Source organism: Acidimicrobiales bacterium (genome assembly GCA_040219085.1).
GTDB lineage: Bacteria > Actinomycetota > Acidimicrobiia > Acidimicrobiales > JAVJTC01 > JAVJTC01.
The window spans coordinates 40,087-55,399 of sequence record JAVJTC010000012.1 but is presented as its reverse complement, the minus strand read 5'-3'; the positions used below and the strand labels follow the sequence as shown (position 1 = coordinate 55,399).

General features: G+C 69.5%; 16 protein-coding genes. 15 read left to right on the top strand and 1 reads right to left on the bottom strand.

Translation table 11 applies throughout. The features are described 5' to 3' along the window. Positions 1-315 (bottom strand): hypothetical protein, encoded by a 315-nt coding sequence (locus RIE08_05805; protein ID MEQ8717108.1) that lies wholly within the window; start codon positions 313-315, stop codon positions 1-3. A gap of 69 nt (positions 316-384) precedes the next feature. On the opposite strand from RIE08_05805, the gene RIE08_05800 reads away from it, so the two are divergent. From RIE08_05800 to atpB, 15 genes are all read left to right on the top strand, one after another. Beyond that, the gene (locus tag RIE08_05800; protein ID MEQ8717107.1) at positions 385-1,677 is read left to right on the top strand and encodes a homoserine dehydrogenase; all 1,293 of its coding nucleotides are present in this window, start codon (positions 385-387) and stop codon (positions 1,675-1,677) included. Further along, positions 1,677-3,071, top strand: a complete 1,395-nt coding sequence (gene thrC, locus RIE08_05795) for a threonine synthase (protein MEQ8717106.1) — start codon at positions 1,677-1,679, stop codon at positions 3,069-3,071. Before RIE08_05800 ends, thrC begins: the two co-directional genes overlap by 1 nt. Before the next feature lie 99 nt (positions 3,072-3,170). After that, the gene (locus tag RIE08_05790) at positions 3,171-4,313 is read left to right on the top strand and encodes a cofactor-independent phosphoglycerate mutase (GenBank protein MEQ8717105.1); all 1,143 of its coding nucleotides are present in this window, start codon (positions 3,171-3,173) and stop codon (positions 4,311-4,313) included. 258 nt (positions 4,314-4,571) lie between these two features. Beyond that, positions 4,572-6,422 (top strand): transcription termination factor Rho, encoded by a 1,851-nt coding sequence (gene rho, locus RIE08_05785; protein ID MEQ8717104.1) that lies wholly within the window; start codon positions 4,572-4,574, stop codon positions 6,420-6,422. Positions 6,423-6,517: 95 nt separating this feature from the next. Beyond that, positions 6,518-6,799, top strand: a complete 282-nt coding sequence (locus RIE08_05780) for a type B 50S ribosomal protein L31 (GenBank protein ID MEQ8717103.1) — start codon at positions 6,518-6,520, stop codon at positions 6,797-6,799. Positions 6,800-6,822: 23 nt separating this feature from the next. After that, positions 6,823-7,848, top strand: coding sequence for a hypothetical protein (locus RIE08_05775; GenBank protein MEQ8717102.1), 1,026 nt, complete (start codon positions 6,823-6,825; stop codon positions 7,846-7,848). 25 nt (positions 7,849-7,873) lie between these two features. Next, complete coding sequence (gene prfA, locus RIE08_05770) at positions 7,874-8,944, top strand: peptide chain release factor 1 (GenBank protein ID MEQ8717101.1); 1,071 nt, start codon at positions 7,874-7,876, stop codon at positions 8,942-8,944. Then, positions 8,934-9,851, top strand: a complete 918-nt coding sequence (gene prmC, locus RIE08_05765; GenBank protein MEQ8717100.1) for a peptide chain release factor N(5)-glutamine methyltransferase — start codon at positions 8,934-8,936, stop codon at positions 9,849-9,851. Before prfA ends, prmC begins: the two co-directional genes overlap by 11 nt. After that, on the top strand, positions 9,848-10,471 hold the full coding sequence (locus RIE08_05760; GenBank protein ID MEQ8717099.1) for an L-threonylcarbamoyladenylate synthase: 624 nt from the start codon (positions 9,848-9,850) through the stop codon (positions 10,469-10,471). Before prmC ends, RIE08_05760 begins: the two co-directional genes overlap by 4 nt. 29 nt (positions 10,472-10,500) lie before the next feature. Continuing rightward, entirely contained in the window at positions 10,501-11,034 is a 534-nt protein-coding gene (locus RIE08_05755; GenBank protein MEQ8717098.1) for a hypothetical protein, read from the top strand. Positions 11,035-11,148: 114 nt separating this feature from the next. Next, on the top strand, positions 11,149-12,399 hold the full coding sequence (gene glyA / locus RIE08_05750) for a serine hydroxymethyltransferase (GenBank protein MEQ8717097.1): 1,251 nt from the start codon (positions 11,149-11,151) through the stop codon (positions 12,397-12,399). A gap of 34 nt (positions 12,400-12,433) precedes the next feature. Beyond that, positions 12,434-13,630, top strand: coding sequence for an MraY family glycosyltransferase (locus tag RIE08_05745; GenBank protein MEQ8717096.1), 1,197 nt, complete (start codon positions 12,434-12,436; stop codon positions 13,628-13,630). Between the two features lie 129 nt (positions 13,631-13,759). After that, the gene (locus tag RIE08_05740; protein MEQ8717095.1) at positions 13,760-14,029 is read left to right on the top strand and encodes an AtpZ/AtpI family protein; all 270 of its coding nucleotides are present in this window, start codon (positions 13,760-13,762) and stop codon (positions 14,027-14,029) included. Continuing rightward, entirely contained in the window at positions 14,026-14,514 is a 489-nt protein-coding gene (locus tag RIE08_05735; GenBank protein ID MEQ8717094.1) for an ATP synthase subunit I, read from the top strand. Before RIE08_05740 ends, RIE08_05735 begins: the two co-directional genes overlap by 4 nt. Beyond that, on the top strand, positions 14,511-15,293 hold the full coding sequence (gene atpB / locus RIE08_05730; protein ID MEQ8717093.1) for a F0F1 ATP synthase subunit A: 783 nt from the start codon (positions 14,511-14,513) through the stop codon (positions 15,291-15,293). The genes RIE08_05735 and atpB overlap by 4 nt, the downstream gene beginning before the upstream one ends. The last annotated feature ends 20 nt before the right edge of the window (positions 15,294-15,313 follow it).

Genomic DNA, 15,313 nt, shown 5'->3' with positions numbered 1-15,313 from the left:
TCAGAACGACCCCGGGTCCGCCCAGTTGGCCGCGGCCGCGTCGGCCTCGTTCGCGTGGTGGTCCAGGTCTGCCGCGAGACCCGACACCGCGGCCACGATCGCATCGAGTTCCGCGACGTGGTCGGCCAGACGTCCGCGGCTGGCGGCCGCCGACGCCGACGCCCACGTCGTGGTCATGTGGCGGTTCTCGAGGGCGGTGAGAGCGCCGCGCAGCCCCGTCACCTCACGTTCGAGATCCGCCGCCAGGTTCCTGCAGGTCAGAGCCCGGCGGAGGGCCTCGTCCGCCACGGGATCCCACGTCGAGTGGATCAGCATGACATGAAAGTAATCGAAAACTACTGAACTGCAAACCGCCCGCGGGAAACGGCCGGGTAGCTTGTGCGCATGCATCCCATTCGTCTCGGCGTCCTCGGCTGTGGCAACGTCGGCGCCGCCTTCGTCGACCTGGTCGCGCAGCGGCGCGTCGACATCGCATCGCGCCTCGATCTGGACATCACCGTCGAGGCCGTCGCCGTCCGCTCCCTCGCACGGGAGAGGGCCGTGACCGTCGGGGCCGACGTGTTGACTGCGGACCCGCGGGCGGTGGTCACCTCACCCGATGTGGACGTGGTGGTGGAACTCATGGGTGGGGTGGAGCCGGCCCGTGAGCTGGTCGCGACGGCGCTGAAGGCGGGGAAGCCCGTCGTGACCGCCAACAAGGAGCTGCTCGCGAATCACGGCGCCGAGCTCTACGCAGAGGCAGCCGACGCCGGGGTGGACCTTCTCTTCGAGGCAGCGGTCGGCGGAGCGATCCCCCTCGTGCGGGCCCTGCGGAACTCGCTCGCCGGGGAACCCGTCGAGCGCATGATGGGAATCGTCAACGGCACGACGAACTTCATCCTGTCGCGCATGACCGAATCCGGATCCGCGTATGCGGAAGCCCTGGCCGAGGCACAGACGCTGGGATTCGCCGAGCGGGACCCGACCGCCGACGTCGAAGGTCACGACGCCGCAGCCAAGGCGGCGATCATGGCGACCGTCGCCTTCGGGGGCGTCGTCGTCGCCGGCGACGTGCACGCCGAGGGGATCTCGGGAGTCGACGCCGTCGACATCTCGATGGCGGCCCGGCTGGGACACGTCATCAAGTTGTTGGCCATCGTCGAGCGCAGCGAGGGCGATCCGCCGGAGGTCTCGGTGCGGGTTCATCCGTCGATGGTGCCGGTCGACCACCCCCTGGCATCGGTGCGGGAGTCGTTCAACGCGGTCTTCGTCGAGGGTGGCGCGGCCGGCGAGCTGATGTTCTACGGCCGCGGTGCAGGCGGGCTCCCGACGGCCAGCGCCGTGCTCGGCGACGTCGTCGACGCCGCCCGCAACCTGCGTGCCGGGACGTCGCGGGGTCTGGGACGACTGCACCGCGCGAAGGTGCGCAGCATCGACGAATCCGTTTCACCGTACTACATCCGCATGACCGTGAAGGACCGCCCCGGGGTCCTCGCGACCGTCGCCGGGGTGTTCGGCGACCATGCCGTGTCGATCCGGTCGATGGAGCAGGACGAGGTCGACGAGAACGGGGCACGACTGGTGTTCATCACCCACAGCGCCCTCGAGCGTGACATCCAGGCCACGCTGGCGCAGCTACGTGAGACCGACGGCGTCGTCTCCGTGGGCAGCCTGGTCCGCGTGGTCGGCGGAGACTGATGCGCTACGTCTCCACGCGGGGCAGCGCGCCGGCGCTCGGTTTCTCCGACACCCTTCTGACCGGGCTGGCCAGTGACGGGGGGCTGTACGTCCCCGAGCAGTGGCCGGCGCTCGCGGCTCCTACGGAGACGGGTTCGAGCCGCAGCTACGTGGACATCGCCGTGGACGTCATGGCGCCCTTCGTGGCCGGATCGCTCAACCCCGACGAGCTCCGCGGCCTCGCCGCCGAGGCCTATGCCACCTTCGACCACCCGGAGGTGACGCCGCTGGTCCAACTCGACGACACCACCTGGATCCTGGAGCTGTTCCACGGGCCCACGCTCGCCTTCAAGGACGTCGCCCTCCAGCTTCTGGGGCGTCTCTTCGATTTCGAGCTCGGACGACGCGGCGAACGTGTGACGATCGTCGGCGCGACCTCGGGGGACACCGGCTCGGCCGCCATCGAGGCGTGCCGTGACCGCGAGGCCATGGACGTGTTCATCATGCATCCGAGAGGTCGCGTGTCGGACGTCCAGCGGCGCCAGATGACCACTGTCGACGCCGACAACGTCTTCAACATCGCTGTCGACGGAACCTTCGACGACTGCCAGGACCTCGTGAAGGCGATGTTCGCCGACGAGGCGTTCCGACGGTCGTGTCGACTCTCGGCGGTGAACTCGATCAACTGGGCCCGGGTGATGGCCCAGACCGTCTACTTCGTCGTGGCCTCCGAGCGGCTCGTGGGCCGGCGCTCGCCGTTGACCTTCGCCGTTCCCACCGGCAACTTCGGCAACGTCTTCGCTGCGCACGGCGCGCGCAGCATGGGGCTTCCGGTCAACCGGCTCGTCGTCGCGTCGAACCACAACGACATCCTCACCCGGCTCTTCACGACCGGGACGATGGAGATCCGTGAGGTCACGGCGACGCTCTCGCCCGCCATGGACATCCAGGTGTCGTCCAACCTCGAACGCCTCCTGTTCGAGGTCGGCGGTCGTGACGGTGCGGCGCTGGCCGATGCGATGCTGCGTTTCCGCGAGGACGGCGAGATGTCGTTGGCGCCCGAATCGCTCGCCACGCTCGGCGAGACGTGGTCGGCGGCCCGGGTCGACGACGAGCAGACTCTGTCGACGATCGCCGACGTGCACGCCAGCACCGGCATGACCGTCGACCCGCACACGGCGGTCGGCATCGCCGCGGCCCGCGCTGTCGGCTCGCCGACTGGGACCCCCGTCGTCGTGGCGGCCACCGCCCACCCGGCCAAGTTCGGCGATGCCGTCGAGAAGGCGACAGGGCGACGACCGGCTCTGCCCGAGAGGCTCGCCGACCTGTTCGAACGCCCGGAGATCGTCACGGAACTGCCCGCGGACCTCGCCGTCGTCGAGGACTTCGTGCGGGCCCGCACACGCGTACAGTGACCCCCGTGGGGGTGACCCACCTGCTCTGATCGGCCCGAACCCGTCAGGTCCAGGTCGGGGAGTGAGGCAGCGGCCCGCACCGATGGCAGACTCGGCGGCGTGAAATACGTCATCTGTGTCCCCGACGGCTGCGCCGACGAGCCTGTGCCCGCACTCGACGGCAGGACCCCGCTCGAGGCGGCGGCCACGCCGGTGCTCGACGCACTGGCGGCTCGGGGGACGACGGGTCGCGCCGCTGTGATCCCGCCGGGACTCCCGCCCGGCAGCGACGTCGGCAACATGTCGATACTCGGCTACGACCCGCGGATCCACCACACCGGTCGCGCGTCGATCGAGGCCGCCGCACTCGGTATCGAACTCGAAGGCGACGACGTCGCCTTCCGTTGCAACCTTGTCACCGTCGGCGCCGACGAGACGATGGTCGACTTCGCCGGTGGGCACCCGGACTCGGCGAGCGCGGCCGACGCCATCGCCGCGCTCGAGCGCGAGCTGGGCGGCGAGGTGGCGTTCCACCCCGGGGTTCAGTACCGACACGCGATGGTCGCGCCGGCCGACTGGGCCGACGCCGAGTGCACGCCACCGCACGACATCTCCGACCGAGCGCTCGTGTGGCCCGACGGTCCCGCCGGCGCGAGGTTGCGCACACTGATGGAGGCCTCGCGCGACGTGCTCGCCGACTTCGACATCGCGGCGAACCAGATCTGGTTGTGGGGTCAGGGCCGTCGCCCGGAGATGCCGAGCTTCCGGGAACGGACCGGCTGTTCCGCCGGTCTGGTGACAGCCGTGGACCTCGTGCGCGGTCTCGGCGTCCTCACCGGCATGGACGTCGTCGAGGTCGAAGGTGCCACCGGCTGGTACGACACGAACTACGAAGGCAAGCGCGACGCTGCGCTCGCCGGGCTCGCCGCCGGTGCAGACCTGTTCGTGATCCACGTGGAAGCCTCCGACGAGGCGGGGCACGCCGGCGACGTCGAGGAGAAGGTCCGCGCGCTCGAGAACTGGGACAGTCGGATCCTTGCCGATCTGGTGAGTGGTCTCGATGCGATGGGCCCGTGGCGGATGCTGTTGCTGCCGGACCACGCGACGCCGCTGGCGCTCAAGACGCACACCGCGGATCCCGTCCCGTACCTGCTCGTGGACAGCGAGGTGGACGGGCCGGGTGGCATCTACACCGAGGCCGGCGTCGCATCGGCACCGGTGGTCGTGGGCCACGAGCTCATCGACGCCCTACTGGGGCGCTGACCCGAAACTTCGGCGGGTCCCGGCCCCACCTCGGGTGGGACCTCCGGGTCCGGTCATGGTCCGCGTCGGGTTGTGGCCCCGCGTCGGGTTGAGTACCATCACCGTGTCGTCTCAGGGGAACCGCTGGCGGAAGCCGCGGTGTGAAGCGAATCTTCTTCTCGCTCGGCGGCTCCTTTCCCGGTCCGGCCGGAAGCGTGTCCTTTCTTCTCGGTCAGCCAGACGGCGACATCCATGCGCACCCTTTGAAATGAGGTCGTGGTGAGCGCAGAGTCCACGCAGTTGTCGCGCGCGACACTCGAATCCAAGGACAGAGGTGAGCTCCAGACCATCGCTGCTGCGATGGGGGGCAAGCCGGCGTCCAGGGCCCGCAAGGGTGAGATCGTCGATCTCATCCTCGAGCTCGCAGGCGTGAAGCCCAACGGTTCCGACGAGGCCGGTGCGGACCGTTCCGGTTCCGACGCAGCGGCTTCGGGCAACGGTTCGTCCGAGGCGTCCGGTCGCAGTGGTTCCGACACGTCCGACGGTTCCGATGACTCCGGTGGCGCGAAGGATTCGTCGAAGTCCGATGACTCCGGTGGCGCGAAGGATTCGTCGAAGTCCGATGACTCCGGTGGTGCGAAGGATTCGTCGAAGTCCGATGACTCCGGTGGTGCGAAGGATTCGTCGAAGTCCGATGACTCCGGTGGCGCGAAGGATTCGTCGAAGTCCGATGACTCCGGTGGCGGTGACGACCGTTCGAAGCGTGACCGTGGTGGTCAGGGTCGTAGCAACGACAACCGCGGTGGTCAGGGTCGCAGCAACGACAACCGTGACCGTGGTGGTCAGGGCCGCAACAACGACAACCAGGGCCGCAACAACGACAACCGGAACCGTGACGACGACGACCAGAGCGGTCAGGGCAACCGTCGACGTCGCCGTCGCGGGCGGGACCGCGAGCGCAGCAACGACGAGCAGTTCCAGGGTGACCCCGTCGACGTGCAGGGCCATCTGGACCTGCGCGACGAGGGCTACGGGTTCCTGCGGGTCAAGACCTACCTGCCGTCCAAGGACGACGTCTACGTCTCGGCCAAGCAGGTGCGCCAGTTCGGCCTGCGCCGTGGCGACCACCTCAAGGGCGCGTCACGGCCCGCCAACCGCAACGAGAAGAACCCGGCTCTCATGCGGATCGACGCCGTCAACGACGACCAGCCCGACAAGGCGCGCGAGCGTCCCCGCTTCGAGGACCTCACACCGCTGTTCCCGGACGAGAAGCTGAGCCTCGAACGCGTCGACGACCCGATGAACATGACGGCGCGGATCATCGATCTCATCGCGCCCATCGGCAAGGGCCAGCGTGGTCTGATCGTGTCGCCGCCCAAGGCCGGCAAGACGACGATAGTCAAGGAGATCGTCCGCTCCATCGAGACGAACGATCCCGACTGCAAGGTGATCGTGCTGCTCGTCGACGAGCGGCCCGAAGAGGTCACCGACATGCGTCGCTGGCTGATCCGCGGGGAGTGCGTCGCCTCCACCTTCGACCGCCCCTCCGAGGAGCACACCCAGGTCGCGGAGCTCACCATCGAACGGGCGAAGCGTCTGGTCGAGACCGGTAGGGACGTGGTCATCGTGCTCGACGGGATCACCCGTCTCGCCCGCGCGTACAACCTCGCAGCTCCCGCCACGGGCCGGATCATGTCCGGTGGTGTGGACTCCGGAGCGCTGTATCCGCCGAAGCGGTTCTTCGGTGCGGCCCGAAACGTCGAAGAGGGCGGCTCGTTGACCATCCTCGCGACGGCGCTCGTCGAGACCGGTTCGAAGATGGACGAGGTGATCTTCGAGGAGTTCAAGGGCACCGGCAACATGGAGCTCCGACTGGACCGCAAGACCGCCGAACGGCGCGTCTACCCGGCCATCGACGTCGACGCCTCGTCGACCCGCCACGAGGAACTCCTCTTCGAGCGCCGTCAGCTCCAGCAGGTGTGGAAGTTGCGTCGTGTGCTGTCGGGGCTGGCCAACGACGGGGGTGGCGGAGGTGCCGCCGGCCTCGAGCTGCTCATCGACCGGCTGAAGACCTTCCCGACCAACGACGCCTTCCTCGAAGAGGTCGCCAAGGGGCCCATGGGAGCCTGAAGCACCCCGCGCCCCGCCGGAGAGGGCCGCAGCCCCGGTACCATGCCCGACGGTCACCGCCACGGGGCGGACCACGACGACACAGTGAGAAGAAGATGAAGCCCGACATCCATCCCGAGTACCGCCCGGTCGTCTTCCAGGACACCAACGCCGGCACGTCGTTCATCGTCTCCTCGACGATCTCCACGAGCGAGACCGTCGAGTGGGAGGACGGCGAGACCTACCCCCTCGCGAAGATGGACGTCACCGCGGCCAGCCACCCCTTCTTCACCGGCAAGATGTCGATCGTCGACACCGCCGGTCGCGTCGAGCGCTTCGAAAAGCGCTACGGACGCCGTAGGCGGTCCAAGAAGGCCGCCGCCGAAGACGCGAGCTGAGCGACCGCTCCACCGGCCAGCCGGTGTCCACGACGAAACCGACGCTCGACCCCGAACGTCGCCGCGCCCTCGACGCGACCCGCCTCAACGCCCTCGTCGCCGCGCACGCGCCCGAAACGCCCCGTGAACTCGTCACGTTCGCGGGTGGGGTGGCCCTGGTGGGCGATCGTGACCTGTGGGTTCTCCCTGTGGACGCGGGACGCCTCGGCGCCGTGTTGGCGTGGGTGGACTCCGTCGCAGCTGACCGTGAATTCGACGTCGTCACCGACGAGGCCGCGCTCATCGCGCGGCGCGTCCGCGGCCTCGATCCGGTCGTGCGGGTCTGGCAGATCAGCGGCCGCTCGCTCGTCGCCGCCGAGGCTGCCCCCGTCGTGCCCGCTCCGGATCCGCCCGATGCCCCCGAACTGGTCGCCGCCCTGCGCGCCGCCGGACTCGACGTCGTCACCGAGTACGGCGTCGTCACCGGCGAGGTGAAGGGCCTGGAGATCGCGCGGATCGTCGCGGGCGACCCCCGACCCCACCTCCTGATCGGAGTGGGTGTATTCGACCAGGGGGCGTTCTCGGCGCTGCACGCCGACCGCACTCTCGACGGCATCGCCGACCCCGACCGCCTCGTCGCAGACCTCGTCGCGGTGCGCGACCGCATCGCATCGCACCGTGGACCGGGGGCCGACCCCCACATGGCCAACCGACTGGTCCGACCGCGCTGGTTGCGCGCCTCCGCGCTCGCGTCGCCCCATCTCGTCGGCGTGCGTTCGCTCGAGCCGGTACCCCTGCCCGATCCCCGTGGTGGATTGAACGAGCACGCGCCCGCTGCCGCGCTCGGCCGCGACGAATCCGCGGCGTCGGTCCTCGCTGTCTTCTCGGTCGGTGTCGACCTCGAGATGGTGCCGATCGCCTCGGATCTCCTCGCCACCCACCGGGCGGAGCGCGCGCTGCTCGTGTTGCCGCGCCGCGACATGCATCCGGCCATAGGGCGCGCCGCCACGAGACTCGCGGTGCCGACCGCGCTCGTCGCCCTCGAGGGCGAGTGGTCGCAGGTGGTGTGAGGGCGTCGTCGGTACGCTGCCGTTGATGTCGTCCGACCGCCCCGATCTCGTCGCCGAACTCGACGATGTCACGGCGCGCCTGTCGGATCCGGACCTCCCCCGGGATCCGAAGGCCTACGCGGTCGTAGCCCGTCGGCACAAGGAACTGAGCGAGATCGTCGGCGTCATGGCGGAGATATCGGAGGCCCGCGGGGACGCCGAGGCCGCCCGGGAGATGATGGGCGACGTCGGGGCCGAGGACCGTGAGATGCTGCGCGGCGAGATCGACAACGCCGAACGCATCGAGGCCGAGCTCTCCGCCAGGCTCGACGAACTGCTGATCCCCCGTGATCCCAACGACGACAAGAACGTGATCGTCGAGATCCGTGGGGCCGAGGGCGGGGAGGAGGCGAACCTCTTCGCCCGTGATCTCTACGAGATGTACCAGGCCTACGCCTCCGCCCGGAAGTGGGGCACCGAGCTACTCGAGGCACGACCGTCGGACATGGGCGGCTACTCCGAGATCACGTTCATGGTCAAGGGCGACGGCGTCTGGTCCCGCCTCAAGCACGAAGGCGGCCCGCACCGTGTGCAGCGTGTCCCCGTCACCGAGTCCCAGGGGCGGATCCACACGTCATCGGCGACGGTCACCGTTCTCCCCGAGGCCGACGAGGTCGACGTGTCCGTCGACGAGGCCGATCTCGAGGTCGATGTCTACCGGTCTTCGGGGCCGGGGGGGCAGTCGGTGAACACGACCGACTCGGCGGTCCGCATCACGCACAAGCCGACGGGGATCGTGGTGTCCATGCAGGACGAGAAGAGCCAGCTGCAGAACCGCCAGAAGGCGATGCGTGTGTTGAGGGCCCGGCTCCTGCAGGCCGAGGAGGAGCGTCGGGCGGCCGAACTCTCGGACCAGCGGCGCGGCCAGATCGGTGGGGGCGGCCGGTCCGAGAAGATCCGGACGTACAACTACAAGGAGAACCGGGTGACCGACCACCGCATCGGGCTCACCCTCTACAAGCTCGACAAGATCCTGGCCGGGGACCTCGGTGACGTCGTGGACGAGCTCGCCCGCCACGAGCGCGAGGCCCAGCTCGCCGAGTCCGGTGGCGACTGAAACGACGGCGGGGCCCGACGGCGACGACGGCACCGTCGCGTGGTCGGCCCTGTCCGCCGAGACCGTCGCGAGGTTGACGCACGCCGACGTGGCCAACGCGGCCAGCGAGGCCCGCTGGATCGTCGAAGCCGCCTCGGGCATGTCGCCCGCCGAGCTCGCCGCCGCACCCGAGACGCCTGCGACGGTGGGCGGAGTCGCCCGGCTCGACACGATGGTGGCGCGCCGCGCCGCAGGCGAGCCACTGCAGTACGTGCTGGGCCGCTGGGCCTTCCGGACCCTCGATCTGATGGTCGACGGCCGGGTCCTGATCCCGCGTCCCGAGACCGAACAACTCGTCGACATCGCGCTGGAGGCGGTGGACCGCCTGCGGGCGCGGCGTGCCGACGCGGTGTCGGTGGTGGACCTCGGCACGGGATCGGGGGCGGTCGGTCTCGCAGTCGCCGTGGAGCGCGAGTCCACCCGCGTGGTGCTGACCGATGTCGACGAGAGTGCCGTTGCCGTCGCCCGCGCGAACCTGACCGGCCTCGGCCGCCCGGCCACGCGCGTCGAGATCCGATCCGGCTCCTGGTTCGAGGCTCTCGACCCCGCCACCAGGGGGGGCCTGGACGTGGTGGTGTCGAATCCGCCCTACGTGCCCGACGACGAGGTCCTCGATCCCGTCGTAGAGGACCACGAGCCGCACCGGGCACTGCGCGGTGGTCCCGACGGGCTCGACGCCGCGCGGGAGATCCTCACCGCCGCCCCACGCTGGCTCGCCCCCGACGGCGCGGTCGTTCTCGAGTTGGGCGACGGTCAGCTCGCTACGGCAGTACGGCTCGCGGAGTCCGCCGGTTTCTCGGCGGTCGAGGTCCGGCGCGACCTCGCGGGTCGTGACCGGTTCCTGTACGCGACCGCCCCGCGCCCGTGACCGTCCTTGCCGCCGGGGAACCCGGGACCTTCGCAGCGGTCGTCGCGCGACTGAGGGAGGGTCGACCCGTCGTGGTGCCCACCGACACGGTCTACGGGGTCGCGGCCCTCGTCGACGGTGTCGAGCACCTGCGGGACCTGAAACGCCGACCGGCTTCGCGGGCCATTCCGCTGCTGGTCGGGGGGCCCGGGGACCTCGACGATCTCGCGGCGGAACCGTCTTCGGCGGAACGCGCGCTGGCAGAGGCCTTCTGGCCGGGTCCCCTCACGATCGTCGTGGTGGCCCGACCTTCCCGGCTGCGGGCGATGGTCTCCGACGACGACACGGTCGGCGTGCGGTGTCCGGCTGCCAGCCTGGTGCGCTCGATCGCCGCGGAGGTCGGACCGCTGCCCACCACGAGCGCCAACCTCCACGGGGAGCCGACGCCGGTGGACGCCGCCGGCGTCGAAGCTGCATTCGGTGACCCGGAACTGCTCGTCGTCGACGGGGGCCGTCTGTCGGGGGGAGCGTCGACGGTGGTGCGGGTGCTTGCGGGCCCGAGCCCGGCTGTCGAGGTTCTCAGGGACGGTCCGATCGACGGCGCGAGGCTGCAGGCGGTGGTGGCGGCCGCAGGTTCCTAGGTCCCCGCGCGGCCCGTAGGATCCGACGGGTGCGAGTTCTCTTCGTGTGTAGCGGCAACATCTGTCGGTCAGCCATGGCCGAGGCGTTCCTGCGGCGTGCGCTCGAGGAACACTCGATCGCGGGGGACGTGCGTTCCGTCGGGTTCGCGAAGGCCGGCCTCCCTTCGCCGCCGGACACGATCGAGGCGATGCGCCGTCACGGGCTCGACATCACCGGGCACCGCAGCCAGTCCATCTCGGTTCCCGCTCTCGACGGGGCCGATCTCGTTCTCGCCATGACCGGCCGCCACGTCCGCGAGGCGGTCGTCATGTCACCCGGCGCCCGGGACCGGATCTGGGGGTTCGGCGAGCTCGTACGCCTGGGTGAGGAGCACGGCGGAAGGCGGGGTGCGCCGGTGCAGGACTGGTTGTCGCTGTTGGCGCCCCACCGGCAGGCGCCTCTGTCGCTCGACGATGTCGAGGACCCCCACGGGCGGGCGTCGAAGGTGCACCGCAGAGTCGCCGATCAGGTCCTGGATCTGACGACCCGACTGGTCACGCTGATGTGGGACCCCGTCACATGACGCATCGGCGCCGCCCCGTCGCAGCGCGCGATGGTCTGCCACCCGGGGGACCGGGCCGGTAACGTCGGTGCCACGCCCGCGTCGCGCGGGAACCCACCTCCGGGAAGGATGACCATGCCCTGGCCGACGGTCGGCGACGACGACGTCTTCACGATCATCCGGCGCGAGGTCGAGCGCCAGAACACGACACTTCAGCTGATCGCCTCGGAGAACTTCACCTCCCCCGCGGTGATGGCCGCCACGGGCTCGGTCCTCACGAACAAGTACGCCGAGGGCTACCCGGGTCGCCGCTACTACGGCGGCAACGTCCACATCGACGAGGCCGAGGATCTGGCGCGTGAGCGGGTGAAGGCGCTGTTCGGCGCGGAACACGCCAACGTCCAGCCCCACTCGGGGGCCAACGCCAACATGGCCGTGTACCAGGCGCTGCTCGAGCCGGGGGACACCGTCGTCGGCCTGAGTCTCGACCACGGCGGGCACCTCACCCACGGCTCGCCGGTCAACGCGAGCGGCATTCTCTACCGGTTCGTCCCCTACGGGGTGACCGCCGGCGACGAACGAATCGACCTGGACCAGTTGCGTGACGTCGTGCGCGCCGAGCGGCCGGCGCTCGTCGTGGCTGGTGCCACGGCGTACTCGCGCATCATCGACCCGGTGCCGTTCCGCGAGATCGCCGACGAGGTCGGTGCCCGTTTCCTCTTCGACGCGGCCCACATCGCGGGTCTGATCGCCGGAGGGGTGCACCCCAACCCCGTGCCCCACGCCGATGTCGTCACGTTCACCACCCACAAGACGCTGCGTGGTCCGCGTGGCGGCTGCATCCTGTCGACCGCGGAGCTCGCGAAGGACATCGACCGCGCGGTTTTCCCGGGCCAGCAGGGGGGACCGCTCGAACACGTCGTCGCGGCCAAGGCGGTGGCGTTCGCCGAAGCGGCCACACCGGAGTTCGGCGTCTACGCGGCCGCGATCGTGACGAACACGGCGGCCCTGTGCGAGGCGTTGGCCGCGGAGGGGTTCCGCCTCGTCGCCGGTGGCAGTGACAACCACCTCGTCCTCGTGGACCTGCGTTCCTTCGACGGGGACCTGACCGGCAAGGTCGCGCAGGAGGTTCTCGACGTCGCGGGGATCACGGTCAACCGCAACACGATCCCCGACGACCCGCGTTCGCCGTTCGTCACGAGCGGCCTGCGGCTCGGCACGCCGGCGACGACGACCCAGGGGATGGGACCTGCGGAGATGGCCCGCATCGCGGCGCTGATCGGCCGTGCTCTGCGCGAGCGCGACGACGAGACCGCGCTGGCTGCGGTGCGCGCCGACGTCGCCGAGCTCTGCGCGGGCTTCACGCCCTACCCCGACCTCCCATGACCCCGGACCGGTTCCCCGCCGGCGTCGATCGGGCATGAACCCACACTGGTCGGCCTACGCGATCGTCTTCGCGGTGGCGGCCGGTACGACTCTGGTCGCGACGCCGCTCGTACGACGGGTCGCCTTCATGATCGGGGCGGTCGTCGCTCCCGACGCCCGGCGGGTCCACGACCGGCGCACGCCGACGCTGGGTGGCGCGGCGATGCTCGTAGGGGTGCTCGTCGCGATGGGCGTCGCCTGGCGCCTCGGTGACTTCGACGACGTGTTCGCCGCGACCTCCGAGATGGTCGGCGTCGTCCTCGCGGTCACCGTCATCTGGATGGTCGGCGTCGTCGACGACCTCCGGGACGTGACGGCGCCGGCCAAGCTCGCCGGAATGATCGTGGCGGGGTCGATCCTGTCGTTGAGCGGGCTGAGCCTGCTGGTGCTGCGCATCCCGCTGCTCGACGTCTTCGTACTGTCGCCGGACCTGTCGGCGGTACTGACCGTCGTGTGGGTGATCGGGATGGCGAACGCGATCAACCTGATCGACGGCCTCGACGGCCTGGCGGCGGGAATCGTCGCGATCGGCGCCGGCGCCATCTTCTTCTACGGGATCGAGCTCGTGAACGAGGACGTGCTGGAGGCCAGCTCACCGGGCCCGCTGCTCGCGATCATCGCCGCGGGTGCCTGCGTAGGGTTCCTGCCCCACAACTTCCACCCCGCGCGGATCTTCATGGGTGACGGCGGCGCGCTCCTGCTCGGTCTACTGCTCGCTGCGTCGACGATCTCGGTCGGTGGGCGAACGGGCGAGGAGTTCACCGGTCAGACCTACTTCTTCTTCGCCCCCATCTTCATCCCACTGTTCATCCTCGGTGTCCCCATCGTCGACACGGCCTTCGCGATCGTGCGCCGCGCCAGTCAGCGGTCGTCGATCACGACGCCGGACAAGGGCCACCTGCACCACCGTCTCCTCGCGCTCGGTCACGGACAGCGGCGCAGCGTCCTGATCCTGTGGCTGTGGACGGCGCTGCTGTCGGTCACCGTGCTCGTCCCCACCTACACGGGTCGGGGAGTACTCATCGCGGTCTTCGCGCTGGGCGGGCTCGCGCTCGCCCTGTACACGGTCTTCGCCCCCGGAGTCCGGCGCCGCCGTCACCGCCGGCGGGTCGAGGAACTGCTCGAGGTGCACCCGGCCGGCCGTGCGCTGACACGGGTTCGAGCCACCGATCGTGAAGAGACGGCGACGTGAAGTCCCGGTCAGGTTGCGTCTTGGGCGGCCACCTTCTAACTTTGCGAACGCATTCACGAGCGCGGCCGGTCGAACAGAGTGCTAACAGTCGGGAAATCAGATCCCGACAGCCGCGTTCAGAGGACTGAAGTGGATCTTTCGCAGCGTCGCGAGTTGACCCAGGGAGCGACCGCTCGTAGCAGCGGTTCGTTCGAGATGGTCCTCGCCGCGGTCGTCGTCGCCCTCCTCGGATGGGCTCTCGACGGCGCCTTCGGTCTGTTTCCGCTCCTGACGACCGTCCTCGGATTCGTCGGCTTCGCCGGTTCGGCCACCGGCCTGTACTACCGCTACCGCGCCGAGATGCAACGCCACGCCGTCCCCCACGTCGGCTCTGCCGGCGCCGGTGAGGTCGCGACATGACTGGCGTCGACGCCCACACCCTGAGCTACGACGGTCCGTCCCCGGTTCTCGAGGTCGGGCGTGACATGTTGCGGCGCGGCGCCATGGCCGCTCCGGTCGTCGTCGGTCTTGGCGCGCTCATCTGGGGGACCGACGGTGCCACGTCGGTCGCCTATGCGATCGCGATCGTCCTGGGCAACTTCGCGCTGTCCGCCTACCTGCTCGCCACAGCGGCCCGGATCTCGGTCGCGATGTTGATGGGTGCCGCCATGTTCGGTTTCCTGATCCGAATGGGCATCCTGTTCGTCGCGGTGTTCGCGGTGAAGGACGCCGGATGGATCGATCTGGTCCCTCTCGGCATCGCCCTCGTGGTGGCCCACCTGGGTCTGCTCGTGTGGGAGCTTCGCTACGTCTCCGCCACGCTCGCCTACCCCGGTCTCAAGCCGGACCACCCCCGTGCGTCCGGTCCCTCGTCTCTCGTAACCAAGGAGTCGGTACAGCCGTGATCCTGTCCGCGGTCGAGTTCCCCCCCATCGAGAACCTCGTCGAATGGCCGGCGCTGTTCGGCGACGGCATCATCGCCTTCAACAAGATCGCGCTCGCGGCGTTGATCGCGATGGTCGCGCCGGCGCTGTTGTTCTTCGTCGCCGGTCGTCGGGCGTCGCTGGTGCCCCGAGGTATGCAGACGGTCGCCGAGGGCACCGTCACCTTCATGGAGAACCAGATCGCACGGCCGGGCATCGGCCACGGCTACGAGCCCTACCTTCCGCTGCTGCTGTCGTTCTTCACATTCATCTTCGTGGGCAACCTCTTCGAGGTCATCCCGTTCTTCCAGATGCCCCTGAACGGCCGCATGGGCCCGCCGCTGGTGGTGGCGCTCGTGGCATTCTTCATGTGGATCGGCGTGGCGGCCCGCCATCACGGCCTCGGCTGGTTCAAGGCCGTGATCTGGCCGTCCTACGTGCCGCTCGCCATCCGGCCCCTCGTCGGGGTCATCGAGCTCTTCTCGGTGTTCATCATCCGGCCCTTCAGCCACGCACTGCGTCTGTTCGCCAACATGTTGGCGGGCCACATTCTGCTGGTGACCTTCGGCGTGCTGTGCATCTCGGTCTGGAGTTCGAGCACGTTCCTAGGTGGGGTCCCGCTGTGGGTCCTCGAGGTCTTCACGTTCCCCGGCCTCGTCATGTTCACCGCATTCGAGGTGGGCGTGAGCTTCATCCAGGCGTTCGTCTTCGCTCTGCTCGCCGCCGTCTACATCGGCGGCGCGTTGCACCCGGATCACTGATCCAGCCACACCGCAGTCAC